Origin of the sequence: Agrobacterium sp. InxBP2 (assembly GCF_026191755.1) — a bacterium.
Classification (GTDB): domain Bacteria; phylum Pseudomonadota; class Alphaproteobacteria; order Rhizobiales; family Rhizobiaceae; genus Agrobacterium; species Agrobacterium pusense.
Window position 1 is genome coordinate 52340 of sequence record NZ_JAINDY010000026.1, and the last position, 15059, is coordinate 67398.

15 protein-coding genes and 1 tRNA gene are annotated in these 15059 nt (G+C 58.1%); 12 read left to right on the forward strand and 4 right to left on the reverse strand.

Going from position 1 to position 15059, the window contains the following annotated elements:
- The first annotated feature begins 2 nt into the window (after positions 1-2).
- The 4 genes from K7A42_RS08280 (at position 3) to glpK (ending at position 4587) form a co-directional block, all read left to right on the forward strand.
- The gene (locus tag K7A42_RS08280) at positions 3-926 is read left to right on the forward strand and encodes a carbohydrate ABC transporter permease (protein WP_112555194.1); all 924 of its coding nucleotides are present in this window, start codon (positions 3-5) and stop codon (positions 924-926) included.
- A gap of 2 nt (positions 927-928) precedes the next feature.
- Positions 929-1222, forward strand: coding sequence for a DUF2160 domain-containing protein (locus tag K7A42_RS08285; RefSeq protein ID WP_004437276.1), 294 nt, complete (start codon positions 929-931; stop codon positions 1220-1222).
- A 74-nt stretch (positions 1223-1296) separates the two neighbouring features.
- Positions 1297-3018 carry an extracellular solute-binding protein gene (locus K7A42_RS08290; RefSeq protein WP_112555196.1) on the forward strand — a complete coding sequence of 574 codons (1722 nt, stop codon included), beginning with the start codon at positions 1297-1299 and terminating at the stop codon, positions 3016-3018.
- A 69-nt stretch (positions 3019-3087) separates the two neighbouring features.
- The gene (gene glpK, locus K7A42_RS08295) at positions 3088-4587 is read left to right on the forward strand and encodes a glycerol kinase GlpK (RefSeq protein ID WP_112555198.1); all 1500 of its coding nucleotides are present in this window, start codon (positions 3088-3090) and stop codon (positions 4585-4587) included.
- Between the two features lie 6 nt (positions 4588-4593).
- On the opposite strand, the gene K7A42_RS08300 is transcribed toward glpK, so the two are convergent.
- Positions 4594-5454, reverse strand: coding sequence for a LysR family transcriptional regulator (locus K7A42_RS08300; RefSeq protein WP_044459571.1), 861 nt, complete (start codon positions 5452-5454; stop codon positions 4594-4596).
- A gap of 98 nt (positions 5455-5552) precedes the next feature.
- On the opposite strand from K7A42_RS08300, the gene K7A42_RS08305 reads away from it, so the two are divergent.
- Positions 5553-6572, forward strand: a complete 1020-nt coding sequence (locus K7A42_RS08305; RefSeq protein WP_282455068.1) for a bile acid:sodium symporter family protein — start codon at positions 5553-5555, stop codon at positions 6570-6572.
- 62 nt (positions 6573-6634) lie between these two features.
- On the opposite strand, the gene hspL is transcribed toward K7A42_RS08305, so the two are convergent.
- Positions 6635-7117, reverse strand: coding sequence for a heat shock protein HspL (gene hspL / locus K7A42_RS08310; protein WP_004437287.1), 483 nt, complete (start codon positions 7115-7117; stop codon positions 6635-6637).
- Positions 7118-7340: 223 nt separating this feature from the next.
- Between hspL and K7A42_RS08315 the strand changes: the two genes are divergently transcribed.
- Positions 7341-7490: a hypothetical protein gene (locus tag K7A42_RS08315; protein WP_162719215.1), complete on the forward strand. Its 150-nt coding sequence runs from the start codon at positions 7341-7343 to the stop codon at positions 7488-7490.
- Positions 7487-8428, forward strand: a complete 942-nt coding sequence (locus K7A42_RS08320) for an alpha/beta fold hydrolase (RefSeq protein WP_045534631.1) — start codon at positions 7487-7489, stop codon at positions 8426-8428. Before K7A42_RS08315 ends, K7A42_RS08320 begins: the two co-directional genes overlap by 4 nt.
- Positions 8429-8449: 21 nt before the next feature.
- Here K7A42_RS08320 and hisN read toward each other — a convergent pair whose 3' ends face one another.
- The gene (hisN, locus tag K7A42_RS08325) at positions 8450-9226 is read right to left on the reverse strand and encodes a histidinol-phosphatase (RefSeq protein ID WP_035207365.1); all 777 of its coding nucleotides are present in this window, start codon (positions 9224-9226) and stop codon (positions 8450-8452) included.
- Positions 9227-9539: 313 nt separating this feature from the next.
- Complete coding sequence (locus K7A42_RS08330) at positions 9540-10424, reverse strand: N-formylglutamate amidohydrolase (protein ID WP_037090410.1); 885 nt, start codon at positions 10422-10424, stop codon at positions 9540-9542.
- 181 nt (positions 10425-10605) lie between these two features.
- Between K7A42_RS08330 and cpdR the strand changes: the two genes are divergently transcribed.
- From cpdR to K7A42_RS08355, 5 genes are all read left to right on the forward strand, one after another.
- Entirely contained in the window at positions 10606-10968 is a 363-nt protein-coding gene (gene cpdR, locus K7A42_RS08335; protein WP_003497910.1) for a cell cycle two-component system response regulator CpdR, read from the forward strand.
- A gap of 81 nt (positions 10969-11049) precedes the next feature.
- Positions 11050-11124: transfer RNA gene (locus K7A42_RS08340), tRNA-Val, on the forward strand.
- A 285-nt stretch (positions 11125-11409) separates the two neighbouring features.
- A complete protein-coding gene (locus K7A42_RS08345) occupies positions 11410-12423 on the forward strand; it encodes a substrate-binding domain-containing protein (protein WP_112555200.1) in 1014 nt (337 codons plus the stop codon).
- A 70-nt stretch (positions 12424-12493) separates the two neighbouring features.
- Complete coding sequence (locus K7A42_RS08350) at positions 12494-14014, forward strand: sugar ABC transporter ATP-binding protein (RefSeq protein ID WP_282455069.1); 1521 nt, start codon at positions 12494-12496, stop codon at positions 14012-14014.
- Between the two features lie 12 nt (positions 14015-14026).
- Complete coding sequence (locus K7A42_RS08355; RefSeq protein WP_112555202.1) at positions 14027-15028, forward strand: ABC transporter permease; 1002 nt, start codon at positions 14027-14029, stop codon at positions 15026-15028.
- Positions 15029-15059 lie beyond the last annotated feature (31 nt).

A 15059-nucleotide genomic window follows, 5' to 3' on the forward strand; every position in this document is an offset into this window, starting at 1 on the left:
TCATGAGCGCCTCCAATGTCACGACCGGCGTGGAACGTAACGGCTTGGTCTCCGGCTCGTCGGGCGTTGACACGTCGGCAAGACCCAGCTTTGCCGCAACGGCGCGCTCACGCCGCCATCACGGGCCATCCCGGTTTTCCTGGCTGGTGCCGACCATCTACATCCTGCTTCTGCTCGTGCCGATCTACTGGCTTATCAATATGAGCTTCAAGACGAATGCGGAAATCGTCTCTTCCATGACGCTCTATCCGCATCAGCCGACGCTGCAGAACTACAGGACGATCTTCACCGATTCATCCTGGTATTCCGGCTATATCAATTCGATCATCTATGTCGTCATGAACATGGTGATCTCGGTGGCTGTCGCGCTGCCAGCGGCCTATGCCTTTTCGCGTTACCGTTTTCTCGGCGACAAGCACCTGTTCTTCTGGCTTTTGACCAACCGCATGGCGCCACCGGCGGTCTTTGCGCTGCCGTTCTTTCAGCTTTATTCCGCTTTCGGGCTGATCGACACGCATATTGCGGTGGCGCTCGCGCATTGCCTGTTCAACGTGCCGCTGGCGGTTTGGATTCTCGAAGGTTTCATGTCCGGCGTGCCGAAGGAAATCGACGAGACCGCCTATATTGACGGCTACTCCTTTCCGAAATTCTTCGTGAAGATCTTCATGCCGCTCATCGCTTCCGGCATCGGCGTCGCCTGCTTCTTCAGCTTCATGTTCTCGTGGGTCGAGCTTCTGATCGCCCGCACGCTGACCACCACGGACGCAAAACCGATCGCCGCGACGATGACGCGCACCGTTTCTGCTGCCGGCATGGACTGGGGCCTGCTTGCCGCTGCCGGCGTGTTGACGCTGATACCCGGCGCTCTGGTGATCTGGTTCGTGCGCAATTACATCGCCAAAGGCTTTGCGCTGGGAAGGGTTTGACCATGACGAAGATGCCCGATTTTACCTGGATGGCGTGGACGTGGCAGACGGCGGCCTTTTTCGGCACCATCGCGGTTTTGCTGGTCGGCATGTGGTTCTGGGAACGTCTCTCGCCTGGCGGCAATCCCCGCTTCGGCCTGTTGCGCTTCGAAACGACGCGTGGTGACAGGCTGTTCATCTCGCTGCTTGGCAGCGCCTTCATTCATCTCGCATGGCTCGGGCTGGTCGGCCCGAACCTGTGGTGGGCTCTCGCTCTATCCGTGGTCTACGCCGTTGGCGTTTTCCGTTTTGTCTAGAGCAGGAAAAGATGCGGCGGAGGAAAACCGCATCTCGCAGACTTCATGCAATCGCAACCCTTGGGAGGACTGATATGCGACGGCATCTGATGACGACGACGGCAGCCATGCTGCTGGCAATGACAGGTTCGGCTTTTGCCGGAATGGAGGAAGCAAAGCAGTTTCTGGACAAGGAAATCGGCGACATGTCGGCGCTTTCCCGTGCAGAGCAGGAAAAGGAAGTACAATGGTTCATTGATGCCGCGAAGCCTTTCGCGGGCATGGAGATCAAGGTCGTATCCGAATCCCTGACGACGCATGAATATGAATCAAAGGTTCTGGCGCCTGCATTTACCGCCATTACCGGCATCAAGGTGACGCACGACCTTATCCAGGAAGGTGACGTTGTCGAAAAGATCCAGACCCAGATGCAGACCGGCCAGAACCTTTACGATGGCTGGGTCAACGACAGCGACCTCATCGGCACCCATTGGCGTTACCAGCAGGTGCGCAACCTGACGGACTTCATGGCCAATGAGGGCAAGGATGTCACCAATCCGGGTCTCGACCTAAAGGACTTCATCGGCAGCGCGTTCACGACGGCACCGGACAAGAAGCTCTACCAGCTTCCCGACCAGCAGTTCGCAAACCTCTACTGGTTCCGTTACGACTGGTTCAACGACGACAAGAACAAAGCGGACTTCAAGGCCAAATACGGCTACGACCTCGGCGTTCCCGTCAACTGGTCGGCCTATGAGGACATCGCCGAATTCTTCACCGGCCGCGACGTCGGCGGCAAGAAGGTCTTCGGCCATATGGACTACGGCAAGAAGGACCCCTCGCTCGGCTGGCGATTCACCGATGCCTGGCTTTCCATGGCCGGCAATGGCGACAAGGGCCTGCCAAACGGCCTGCCGGTCGATGAATGGGGCATCAAGGTCAATGACAAGTCGCAGCCGGTCGGCTCCTGCGTGGCGCGCGGTGGTGATACCAATGGTCCCGCTTCGGTCTATTCCATCGAGAAATATCTCGAATGGCTGAAGAAATATGCGCCGCCGGAAGCGCAGGGCATGACCTTCTCCGAGTCAGGCCCGGTGCCGGCACAGGGCAACATCGCCCAGCAGATCTTCTGGTACACGGCCTTTACTGCCGACATGGCCAAGCCCGGCCTGCCTGTGGTGAACGAGGACGGTTCGCCGAAATGGCGCGTCGCACCCTCGCCGCACGGCGCCTACTGGAAGGACGGCATGAAGCTCGGTTATCAGGATGTGGGTTCCTGGACGTTGATGAAATCCACGCCAGACGACCGCGCCAAGGCCGCATGGCTCTATGCGCAGTTCGTGACCTCAAAGACCGTGGATGTGAAGAAGAGCCATGTCGGTCTCACCTTCATTCGTGACAGCACCATCCATCACAAGAGCTTCACGGACCGGGCCTCCAAGCTCGGTGGTCTTGTCGAGTTCTATCGCTCGCCGGCCCGCGTTCAGTGGTCGCCGACTGGCACCAACGTTCCTGATTATCCAAAGCTGGCACAGCTCTGGTGGCAGGCAATCGGCGATGCGTCGTCGGGTGCCAAGACCGCACAGGCTGCCATGGACTCGCTCTGCGCTGAACAGGAAAAGGTCATGAGCCGCTTGGAACGTGCTGGCGTGCAGGGCGATATCGGCCCGAAGCTGGCGGAAGAGCATGATATCGAATACTGGAACAAGGACGCCGTTTCGAAGGGCAATCTCGCGCCGCAGCTAAAGATCGCCAACGAAAAGGAAAAGCCGGTCACCGTCAATTACGACGAACTGGTGAAAAGCTGGCAGAAGTGATGTCTGCATAAAATCTTAAATCGGGGCGGCTCTGCCGCCCCGTCATTGCGTTTAAAAGGGAGTGACATAATGGGCGGTTATATTCTGGCGATCGATCAGGGCACGACATCGACAAGGTCGATGGTCTTTGATCGCGACATGCGGGTCATCGGTGTCGGGCAGCGAGAATTTCCGCAGCATTTTCCTGCCTCCGGCTGGGTCGAACACGATGCCGAAGACATCTGGAAAAGTGTGCTTGAAACCATCCGACTTGCACTTGCCGATGCCGGCATCGCCGCAACCGATATAGAGGCGATAGGCATCACCAATCAGCGGGAAACGACGGTGCTGTGGGACCGCAACACCGGCGAAGCGGTGCACCGCGCCGTGGTCTGGCAGGATCGCCGTGCCGCCCCGGTCTGCGAGGATTTGAAAAGAAGGGGGCTGGAACCGCTCTTCTCTAAAAAGACCGGACTGCTGCTCGATCCATATTTTTCCGGCACGAAGCTGAAATGGCTCTTGGACAGCGTCAGCGGTCTTCGCGAAAGGGCGGGCAAGGGAGAAATCTGCTTCGGTACCGTCGACAGTTTCCTGATCTACCGTCTCACCGGCGGCCGCCGGCACGTGACCGACGCCACCAACGCCTCGCGAACGCTGATCTATAATATCGAAGACAATGTCTGGGATGATGAGCTCCTGTCCATCCTCGACATCCCCCGCGCCATGCTGCCGGAGGTTCTGGATTGCGCCGCCGATTTCGGCGTAACGGACAAGTCGCTTCTGGGCGCGGAAATTCCGATCCTCGGCGTTGCGGGCGACCAGCAGGCGGCGGTGATCGGCAACGCCTGCTTCGAGCCGGGCATGATGAAATCGACCTACGGCACCGGTTGCTTCGCACTTCTCAATACGGGCACAGACCGGGTGGCCTCCACAAACCGGCTGCTGACGACGATTGCTTATCGTCTCGACGGCGTGACGACCTATGCGCTGGAAGGCTCTATCTTCATCGCCGGGGCGGCGGTGCAGTGGCTGCGTGACGAGCTTGGTTTCATCTCGGTTGCATCAGAAGTCAGCGCGCTTGCCGAAAAGGCCGATCTAAAGCAGCGCGTTTATCTCGTGCCTGCCTTTACCGGTCTTGGCGCGCCTTATTGGGATGCCGAAGCGCGGGGTGCGATCTTCGGCCTCACACGCGGGACGGGCCCGGCGGAATTTGCCCGCGCGGCGCTCGAAAGCGTTGCCTATCAGACGTTCGACCTGCTGGATGCGATGCGCAAGGACTGGGCAGGTGACAATGGCAAGACGGTGCTGAGGGTCGACGGCGGCATGGTCGCCTCCGATTGGACGATGCAGCGGCTGGCAGATATTCTCGCCGCGCCCGTCGATAGACCGGTGTTTCTCGAGACGACAATCCTTGGTGCCGCCTGGCTTGCGGCCTCACGTGCCGGCATCTGGCCGGACCGCAAGGCCTTCGCCGACCATTGGCGGCGCGACCGCCGCTTCAGCCCCGAGATGGAAGAGAGCGAGCGGAAGAACGCTATCGCAGGCTGGCGCGACAGCGTCGGCCGTTGCCTCTCGAAACGGGACAATTAAGGCCGGTTACACGAAACTGCCGGGTGCGATGCTCTTGCTGGAAACGAGATCGGAAAGGGCGCGCACCAGCTCCGCCTCCGCGCCCTTGCTCGGTTGAAGCACGAATTCCACGTCTTCCAGCAGCGGCAGCACGCCTGCGGCAATCTCCTTCAGACCAGCCGGCGCCATGCTGCGCGGCTGCACCAGAATGCCCATGCCCGCCCTTGCTGCGGCGGTTAGTCCACTGAGACTGCCGCAGGTGCAGACGATCCGCCAGGCGAGACCGGCCCGGTCCAGTGCCTCCTGCGCCGCCTTCCGGGTGATGCTCGGTGGCGGAAAGGCAATCAGCGGGAGCGCATCCGGCTGGTTCAGCATCCGCTCAGGATCGCGCGCCAGCCAGACGAGCGGTTCGCGATAAAGGAAATGACCAAGCTTGTCGCCGAGACGACGCTTGGCCAACACCACGTCAAGTTCGCCATTGTCCTGCATCTGGTAAAGCACACCGCTCAGCGAGACCGTTAGTTCAAGGTCAACCAGCGGGTAAAGCCGAATGAATTCCTCCAGAATGGTCGTAAGGCGACTGGCGACAAAATCTTCCGACACACCAAGCCGCAGCCGACCGCGCAGGCGGCTTTCGCTGAAGAGCGAAGAGACCTTGCTATCGATTTCAAGCATGTTGCGAGCGTAACCGAGTAATGCCTCACCCTCGCCGGTCAGTTTTACCTGATGGGTGTTGCGTGCGATCAATCGGCGGCCAAGGGAGGCCTCAAGCCTTTGAATATGCTGGCTGACAGTAGATTGGCCAATGCCGAGCCGTTCGGCAGCAAGGGTAAAACTACCGGTTTGCTGGAGCATGACGAAGCTGGCAAGATGTTGAAGGTTCAGCATTATCTCAAATCATGATAACTGTTAATCTTTGCATCCGAAATCATGATGAGCGATAGTGGCGCGCGTTTCAAGCAAAACCGCTGCCGGAAAGACCTCCCATGACCCGCTTCCTGCCCGACCGTTTCACCATGATGCTGGTGGCCACCGTAATTCTGGCTTCCATCCTGCCGATCAGCGGCGAGCCGGCAGAATATTTCGGGCTTGCGACAAAACTCGCGATCGCTCTGCTGTTCTTCCTGCACGGCGCGCGGCTTTCGCGGGATGTGGTGATTGCGGGCATCCTGCACTGGCGTCTGCATCTGGCGATCCTGCTCGTGACCTTCGGCCTTTTCCCGCTTCTTGGTGTGGCGATAGGCTTCATTCCCGAAAGCATCCTGCCGGCACCGCTCTATATGGGCGTGCTGTTTCTCTGTGTGCTGCCATCCACCGTGCAGTCATCCATCGCCTTCACGTCAATGGCGGGCGGAAACGTGCCGGCGGCGATTTGTTCAGCCTCGGCTTCGAATATTTTCGGCATGTTCCTGACGCCGTTGCTGGTTGGCCTGCTGTTCACGGTCGGCGGCCATGGCGGCGGATTTTCGCTGGATGCTTTCCTGCAAATCTTCCTGCAGCTGCTTCTGCCTTTCATCGTCGGTCAGGTCCTGCAGCCCTGGATTGGTGACTGGATCAGGGCGCGCAAGAAATTGCTTTCTCCGGTCGATCGCGGCTCCATTCTTATGGTCGTTTATTTCGCCTTTTCCGATGCGGTCATCGAGGGCATATGGCACACGTTTTCGCTCCGGGATATCGGTGTGGTCATCGTCATCAATATCCTGCTGCTGGCGCTTGTCCTATGTGTGACGATGTTCGGCAGCCGGCTATTGGGTTTCGACAAGGCCGATGAGATCACCATCACCTTCTGCGGCTCGAAAAAGAGCCTCGCCAGCGGCGTGCCCATGGCCGGCGCGATCTTCGCCGGCCAGAGCATCGGTGCCATCGTTTTACCGATCATGCTCTTTCATCAGATCCAGTTGATGGTCTGCGCTGTCCTTGCCCAGCGTTATGCCCGCAAGGCCCATGAAAAGGCAGCGATAGCCGAAGCGGCTGCGGCAGAAGGCGCCGCAGCCTCCGCTCGATAAAACGCGCTCCCGCCAACAAAAACGGCCCCTCAAGGGGGCCGTCTGTCTTGCATGTGGAATACTTAGTTGACCTGAGCCGGGGTAACCTGGGCTTCGATGGTCTTCGGCGCATCGGCGCTGTCGGACGAGATCGCAATGCGGCGCGGCTTCATGGCTTCCGGAATATTGCGAACGAGATCGATGTGAAGCAGGCCATTCTTCAGGGAAGCGGTCTGAACTTCTACGTGGTCGGCAAGCTGGAAGCGGCGTTCGAAGGCGCGCGTGGCGATGCCGCGATACAGAAATTCGCCTTCCGTCGTCTTCTCATCCGTGGCCTTCTCGGCTTTCACGGTCAGCGCATTGGCGCGGGATTCGATGCTGAGTTCATTTTCATCGAAACCGGCAACCGCCATGGTGATGCGATAGGTATTCTCACCGGTCCGCTCGATATTGTAGGGCGGATAGGACTGGGCCTGCTCGGGCTGGCCGAGGCCGTCAAGCATCGAAAAAAGGCGGTCGAAGCCCACGGTGGAACGATAGAGAGGGGAAAAATCAACGTGACGCATGGTGTCCTCCTTAAGAAGCGACTGTTTGCGGTTAAGTCCGCCATCCCATTCTGGCGACGGTCGGACATTTGGCGCGGCCCCGCTTTGGCGACCGCATGAAGGAGATGGGAATGGCGTCGCGCGGCGTCAAGGGGTGGATGCAACATGAACCATGTCTGAACATCCGGTTCCGGCATCGTTCAGTTTGAGAGCCATAAAACTCCCGTCATCGGAGACATTCTCCGTGGACAGAAGCAATAACGTCCCTTCTTCTTCTGTCTTACTCGCCGGAACCGCGACTGCTTTAACCGACGGTTCCGGCAATTTTTTCTTTGACCTTCCCGCGCTGCCGACCTATCCGAAAAGAGTTGAAAAGCCGGAAAAAGACCGATGATCGAAGCCACATTGCGCGCCAGTGAAGACAATCCGGTTCCCGACAGCCATGTGGTTGGATATTTTTCTGGCCATGGCGGCAAACAGCTCCGCTATGCGATCTTTCGAACCCATCGTCATGTTGCCCGCGGAACGGTGGTTCTGCTGCATGGCAGAAACGAATGTATCGAAAAATATTTTGAAACAGTGGCCGATCTGACGGCCATGGGCTTCTGGGTCGCGACGTTCGATACGCGCGGGCAGGGCGGTTCCGAACGGCTGCTGAAAAGGCCGGGTGCCGGGCACGTGCGGCGCTTTTCCGATTATCAGCACGACATCAGCCTTTTTCTGGAACAGGTGGTGCTTCCGGATACGAGGCTGCCGTTCTTCATGATTGCACATTCTACCGGCGCGCTTGCCGCGCTTGCCGCAGCGCCGGGGCTCGCGAACAGGATTGATCGGCTGGCGCTTTGTTCGCCCTTCATCGAACTCGACAGTCAGCAATCCGTCCCGTCATCCGTTATCCGGCTGGTCGCCACGGCTTTGAGCCTTGCCGGCCTGGGAAGGGTTCAGCTTGGCAGGGACCAGCGCGAACGGGATTTTGACGGCAATCCGCTAACCTCGGACGCAAAACGTTTCGCAAGGAATCTCTCGCTGCACAGGCAGTTTCCGGAACTGTTCATTGGCGCGCCAACGGCCCGCTGGGTCTATGAGGCATTGAAGACCATGGGCCGCGTGACCCGTCAGGATCATCTGACGAACATAACCATTCCTACCCTCATTCTGGCGCCCATGCTGGATACGATAACGCCCTATAAGGCGCAGGAAGAGCTGTCGCGCAATTTCCGGGCAGCGCAGCTTCTTCCCATCACCGGCGCGCGTCATGAACTGCTGCATGAGCGGGATGTTTTCCGCAAGCAGGCACTGGCCGCCATCGACGCGTTTTTCGCGCCGGAGTGATGGCCGCCTTGCAGGGCAGGTCTATAGTCTGGAGAGAATGGCAAGCGCCTGTTCGTGTACGGATCTGGAGCCGGCGGCCAGAATGCGGCCGCCATTTTCAGGACGGCCGCCATCCCATGTGGTGATGATGCCGCCGGCCTGCTCGATGACCGGAATAAGTGCGCCCACATCGTAGGGCTTCAGGCCGGATTCAATGACGAGATCGACATGACCCGCGGCCAGCAGGCAATAGGCGTAACAATCCACGCCGTAGCGGAAAAGGCGGACCTGATCCTGCACCTTTTCGTAGAAGGGCTTTTCCTCGGCGGTGAAAATATGGGGTGTTGTGGTAAAAAGTATTGCGTCCGATAGCGAAGCGCAGTCACGCGTGCGGATGGTTCGTTCGCCCTCGGGTCCGAAATACCAGGCGGAGGTGCCGTCGGCAAAGTAACGCTCCCTGGTGAAGGGCTGGTCCATCATACCCATCGTGGCGCGGCCGGCAGACTGGAAGCCGATCAGAGTTCCCCATACGGGCACGCCGGAAATGAAGGCGCGTGTGCCGTCAATGGGGTCGATGACCCAGACATGCTCGCGGTCGAGACCGACATTACCATGTTCTTCCCCAAGGATGCCGTGCTGGGGAAAACGAGCCTCGATGAGCGCACGAATGGCGCTTTCGGCCGCTTGATCGCCTTCCGTCACCGGATCATAGCCGCCATCCTGCTTGTTGGTAACGGCAACGCCCGTGCGAAAGCGGGGAAGCGTTTCGGCGCTGGCCGCATCAGCAAGTTCGAAGAAGAAATTCCGGTCGGGCAGCATGCGAAACCTCATTGCGTGAATTGATGGCCTCAATTGTGTGGCGAAATGCATAGACCGGAATCACATCCGCCGTCCACTCGTATGGTGACGAAGCCGCGGTTTCCATATTTTCGGCAAAAGCACAAAAAACATGCAAAAAATAAAATGATTGACAATTGTGCAATTACTGCGTAGCGTGATGCTACAGTCTTTGACTGTAAATACCCTCCTTGGGTGTTTCCTCCCTAGACTTGACCGCGCCAAGGCGCGGTTTTTTTTGCCCGGCGCACAGCCAGGCAAGGGGCGAACGATTTAATTGAGAAGCTTGGCTGTGCTATTCGGCGGCGAGCGAAGTTTCGATCGCATATTCCGACACGAAAGCCCCGAGCTGGCGCATGAATATTTCCAGCGAAGCCTGAATGGCGGGGAAATCGCCTTTCTTCAAAAGCGTTTTTTCATCGACATAAAGCGACCGGTTGACCTCTATCTGCAGCGCGTGAAGCGAGCGTATGGGACGGCCGTAATGTTCGGTAATGAAGCCGCCGGCATAGGGCTTGTTGCAGACGGCGACGAAGCCAAGTTCTTCGAGGAAATGCAGGGCCGCACGCGAGACTTCCTGGGAGGCGCTGGTGCCGTAGCGGTCGCCGATAATAACATCAGGTCTGAGGTTTGACCCGGTGACCCGGATGTTGCCGGGCATCGAATGGCAATCAATCAGGACCGCCATGCCAAAATGTGCGTGCGTGCGGGACAGCAGGCGGCGCAGACAGGCGTGGTAGGGTTTGTATATGGTCTCGATACGGGAGAGGGCTTCATCCACCGGCAGGCGATGGGCATAAATATCCATGTTTTCCGCAACGATACGCGGCACGGTGCCAAGGCCGCCTGCAACCCGCATGGAGCCGATATTGGCGTAGGGCGGCAAGGTGCCCTCGAACATGCGGGGATCGAGCTCGTAGGGCTCTCGATTGACGTCGAGATAGGCGCGCGGAAAATTCGCTTTCAACAGCGGCGCGCCAATCTCTGGGGCGGCGCCGAAAAGCTCGTCGACGAAGTGGTCCTCGGAACGACGGATGTCATGCGAATCGAGCCGCGCCGACTCTAGGAAGGAGATGGGATAGCAGCGGCCGCTATGGGGGGAATTATAGACGAATGGCAGGGTTTGAACGGCAGGTTCCGTTACTTCGAACAGCTCATATTCACCTGTTACCCAGTCCATTCAGGCCATTTACCATGTCGCAAACTATCAGGAGGTTCATGTTGCCAGTTACGGTGCGGCAAGTCCATACTGTCGCCCAAGTAGCGCTATACCGATTCACGTGTTCACAGGATATTTACCGTGAAAATCCTATAATCGGGCTAGGGTATTCCAAACATTGAGCAGTTACGGTCACTTAACCATGAATCAGAAAATTCTTCTCGCTGAAGACGATAACGATATGCGCCGCTTCCTCGTCAAGGCGCTGGAAAAAGCCGGTTACAAGGTTTCTTCCTTCGACAATGGCGCAAGCGCTTACGACCGGCTGCGCGAGGAGCCCTTTTCCCTTCTGCTCACCGATATCGTCATGCCCGAAATGGACGGTATCGAGCTTGCACGACGCGCGACCGAACTCGACCCGGACCTGAAAGTCATGTTCATCACCGGCTTTGCAGCGGTTGCGCTGAATGCCGATTCGAAGGCTCCGAAGGACGCCAAGGTGCTTTCCAAGCCGTTCCATCTGCGCGATCTGGTGGATGAGGTCAACAAACTCCTTGTGGCGTAAGGCCTCTCAAAAAACCTTCACAAAACCGAAAAAAAGCAGTTGACGCATGAACCGGTTTTGTGGTCTATCCGCCGCCACGGAGGGCGTGTAGCTCAGCGGGAGAGCACTACGTTGACATCGTAGGGGTCACAGGTTCAATCCCTGTCACGCCCACCATCCGAATTCATAAAGGGGTTTCTGAGCAGTCGGAAACCCTTTTTTCGTTTCTCCTTCAGCCCAGCCCTTTTTCCTCGGAAGCGATTTCTGTCGCTGCTGGCTTTCGCCTGCGCACGAGCTTCAAGTCACTGCGATGGCGGGGTATGTTTGCAATAAATTTCGCATTGAAAAATAAAATTCAGTGCCGTTGACGTCTCCAGTTTTTCCAGCTATCCCATCAGCATGCAATAAATTACAGAGACTAAAATTTATTGCGCGACAAGTCATTATCCTTGGGAGGGGAATATGTTGGCTTTTCTGAAATCGACCGTCGCTGCGGGTGTATTGGCCGTGGCGCTTGCTGCTGGCCCCGGTTCGCCGGCCGCCGCCGCAGGCAAGTTTGCCTGTGAACCCGGCGAAACCTATGTGATGAATGTCATGGTTTCCAGCCATCCCTATTGGGTGCCGGTATTTGAAGGGTTCAAGCAGGCCGCCAAGGCGCTCGGCTGCGAAGCTGTTTTCACCGGCACGCCGGAATATGACATCACAAAGCAGATCGCGTCCTTCGAGCAGGAGCTGGTGAAGAAGCCGAAAGGCGTTCTCCTGCACCCGATGCAGGCCGATCCTTTCATCGAGCCGATCAACAAGGCGATCGCCTCAGGTGTATCCGTCACCACTTTTGCCGCCGATTCTCCGAAGTCGAAGCGCACCGCCTATATTACCTCGGACAATGTCGCAGAGGCGAAGTTTGCGGCTGACGAAATCGTCAAGAAGCTCGGCGAAAAAGGCGAATATGCCGTTCTGGAAAATCCGGGCCAAAGCAACCATGATCTGCGCGTTACCGCCCTCATAGACTATATGGGGCGGACTTATCCGCAGATGAAGCTCGTTGGCCGGCAAGCGACCAACCAGGATGCAAACGTCGCTTATCAGGCAACCGCCGCACTACTGCAGGCCAATCCCAATCTCGGTGCATTGTGGATCCCTGAGGCCGGTTCGGCTGAAGGTGCGACGACCGCCGTTCTCGAGGCAAAAAAGAAGGTCCTGATCCTGCATGCGGATATCACGCCGGCAACGCTGGAACACATCAAGCAGGGTAATATCTATATGGCCATCAATCCCAATCAGGGGGTTCAGGGCTTCATGGGTTTCATGAACACGTTTCTCGGTGCTCATTCGGACCTGATCGACCCGTTCAACGACTACAAGGTCTCCGGCTTCAACCCGATGCAGGTGCCTTCGATGGACAATGGTTTTGCAGTCATCACCAAGGCCAATGCCGCCTCCTTCGATCTCAACGAATATATGAAGGGGCGCTGAGGCGTCGATCTGGACCCGGCGAGGTTTACGCCTCGCCGGCCATGTGGGAAAGCCGGTTCGGGAGGGCGTTATGGGTGAGGTCATCCTCAGCATGACGAATATTCATAAGGCATTCGGGCCCGTGAAGGCGCTGCGGAGTGCTGCACTTGACCTGCGGCGCGGCGAAATCCACGCGCTGGCCGGGGAAAACGGTGCCGGAAAGTCGACGCTGATGCATATCATTGACGGCATTCTGCAGCCCGATGGAGGGGAGATCCTGCTGGATGGCAAGCCGGTCAAGATATCCTCGCCTAATGTGGCGAACCGGCTCGGCATCGGTTTCGTGCATCAGGAGATCGCTCTTTGCCCTGATATTTCGGTTGCCGAAAACATGTTTATGTCAGAGACCGGTCGAAGCCGTTCCTGGTTCATGAATTACCGCGACCTGGAAAAGCGGGCGGCAGCGGTGCTGCGGGAGATCGGCGACATCGATCCCGCCAGCCGCGCGGGCGGCCTTTCGATTTCGCAGCAGCAGATCGTTGAGATTGCCAAGGCGTTGACGCTGGATTGCCGCATCCTGATCCTCGATGAGCCAACGGCAGCGCTGACAGAGACCGAAGCCCAGACACTTTTCCGGATCATGCACCGGCTGGCCGAGCGCGGCATTGCCATCATCTATATTTCGCATCGCATGGCAGAGATTTTCGAACATTGCGACCGCATCACCGTCATGCGCGACGGTTGCCATATCAGGACGGAGAATATTGCTGATATTTCCCCTGAGGAAGTCGTTAACAGCATGGTGGGACGGGTACTCGACAAGCTCTACCCGCCGAAGCTCTCGGATGATGAGAAATCTGACGACGTCATTCTCTCTGTTCGGGGTCTGAATGAAGGAAAGCGCGTTTTCGACGTCGGTTTCGATCTGCGTCGGGGTGAAATCCTGGGGTTGGCTGGACTGATCGGTGCGGGAAGAAGCGAGATCGCGCGGGCGGTCTGCCGGCTGGAGGGCAAGCCGACAGGCGAGGTTATGTTACGTGGCCGGCGGCTTGGCCTGAAAGACTATCGTGACAGCATCCGGGAAGGGATCGTTTATCTTTCCGAGGACCGCAAGGGGGATGGGCTGTTCCTGAACATGTCCATCGCCGCCAATGTCTCCGCGCTCGACATTGGCAGGATATCGAATGGCATGGGTTTCATCGAACGGCGCAAAGAGATGAAGCGCGCAGATGAGCTGGGGCGCCGGCTGAAACTGCGGGCGAACAGCGTCGGCGATTCCGTCTCGACCCTGAGCGGCGGCAACCAGCAGAAGGTGGCGCTGGCGAAGATGCTGTCGGTGGAACCGAAGGTCATCTTTCTGGATGAGCCGACACGGGGGGTGGATGTGGGTGCCAAGGCGGAAATCCACCGCCAGATCCGGGAACTGGCGCGTGAGGGGGTTGGCGTGGTCGTCATCTCTTCCGAACTGCCGGAACTCATCGGCGTCAGCGATCGTGTGCTTGTCGTGCGCGAGGGGCGCATCACCGGCCAGGTCGAGGGGGACGACATGACGGAGGAGAAGATCATGCAGCTCGCGTCGATCACTATTATGCAAAATGCGGCGGAAGCCTGAGGGAGCGGGAAAATGGCAACATCGGAAACACCTTCAAGCCTTGCCGGGACGGCGGTTCGCCGCACAGCGTGGTGGGAGCCGGCGCTCAAGGCGCGGGAAACCGGGCTGGTCGTAATCATTCTCGCGCTTTTTGCCGTGATGTCCTTCATCTCGCCGTACTTCCTGACCGTGGATAATCTGCGGGCCATGGCCATGGTCTTCGCCATCGAAAGCATCGTCGTGGTGGGCATGACGATCCTGCTGATCTCTGGTGGCATCGATCTTTCGGTGGGATCCGTTACGGCGCTTGCGATGGTGGCAGCCGGCTGGCTTTTCCTCAACGGCGTCGACCCCTGGGTGGCGGCGGGGTTGGCAATCTGCCTGACGACATTGGTCGGCATGGTCATGGGATTTCTGACCACGGTCATCGGTCTGCATCATTTCATCGTGTCGCTGGGCGTCATGGTCATTGCGCGCGGTGTTTGCCTGCTGGCGACCGGCGGGCGGCCGCTCGGGCTCTACTCCCTGCCGCCGGAATTCAAGTTCATCGGTCAGGGTGTGATTGGCGGCATACCGCTGGTGCTGATCATATTTATGGTGGTGGTCGTTTCTTTCGATCTGCTGCTGCGGCGCGCGACTGCTTTCCGCAAGGTTTTCTACACCGGCAGTAATCCCAAGGCCGCGGCCTATTCCGGCATCCGTGTCGGCCGCGTGGTCTTCACCACCACAACGCTTTGTTCGATGCTTTGCGGTGTTGCAGGTGTTATCTACATGGCGCGCTTCGGTTCTGCCCAGCCAAGCTTCGGCATCGGCATGGAACTCAACGTCATTGCGGCCGCGGTCATCGGCGGCGCCAGCCTTTCGGGCGGTTCGGGTACGATTCTTGGCGCGATCCTGGGAGCCATCCTTCTCTCGGTGGTTTCCAGTTCGCTTGCCTTGCTCAATGTGTCTGTCTACTGGCAGGACATCATCAGGGGCAGCATCTTGCTGGCTGCGGTACTGTTCGACCACTATCTGGTCAGGCGCCGCCGTTGAGCGCCGTTCGCTCGCCCGAAGGTAACTGGAG

Bases quoted from the DNA above. Each gene is read 5' to 3' on its own strand.
- K7A42_RS08285 (WP_004437276.1), top strand. From the start codon at position 929: ATGACGAAGATGCCCGATTTTACCTGGATGGCGTGGACGTGGCAGACG.
- K7A42_RS08290 (WP_112555196.1), top strand. From the start codon at position 1,297: ATGCGACGGCATCTGATGACGACGACGGCAGCCATGCTGCTGGCAATG.
- glpK (WP_112555198.1), top strand. From the start codon at position 3,088: ATGGGCGGTTATATTCTGGCGATCGATCAGGGCACGACATCGACAAGG.
- hspL (WP_004437287.1), bottom strand. From the start codon at position 7,117: ATGCGTCACGTTGATTTTTCCCCTCTCTATCGTTCCACCGTGGGCTTC.
- K7A42_RS08350 (WP_282455069.1), top strand. From the start codon at position 12,494: ATGGGTGAGGTCATCCTCAGCATGACGAATATTCATAAGGCATTCGGG.
- K7A42_RS08330 (WP_037090410.1), bottom strand. From the start codon at position 10,424: ATGGACTGGGTAACAGGTGAATATGAGCTGTTCGAAGTAACGGAACCT.
- cpdR (WP_003497910.1), top strand. From the start codon at position 10,606: ATGAATCAGAAAATTCTTCTCGCTGAAGACGATAACGATATGCGCCGC.
- K7A42_RS08305 (WP_282455068.1), top strand. From the start codon at position 5,553: ATGACCCGCTTCCTGCCCGACCGTTTCACCATGATGCTGGTGGCCACC.
- hisN (WP_035207365.1), bottom strand. From the start codon at position 9,226: ATGCTGCCCGACCGGAATTTCTTCTTCGAACTTGCTGATGCGGCCAGC.
- K7A42_RS08280 (WP_112555194.1), top strand. From the start codon at position 3: ATGAGCGCCTCCAATGTCACGACCGGCGTGGAACGTAACGGCTTGGTC.
- K7A42_RS08355 (WP_112555202.1), top strand. From the start codon at position 14,027: ATGGCAACATCGGAAACACCTTCAAGCCTTGCCGGGACGGCGGTTCGC.
- K7A42_RS08320 (WP_045534631.1), top strand. From the start codon at position 7,487: ATGATCGAAGCCACATTGCGCGCCAGTGAAGACAATCCGGTTCCCGAC.
- K7A42_RS08300 (WP_044459571.1), bottom strand. From the start codon at position 5,454: ATGCTGAACCTTCAACATCTTGCCAGCTTCGTCATGCTCCAGCAAACC.
- K7A42_RS08345 (WP_112555200.1), top strand. From the start codon at position 11,410: ATGTTGGCTTTTCTGAAATCGACCGTCGCTGCGGGTGTATTGGCCGTG.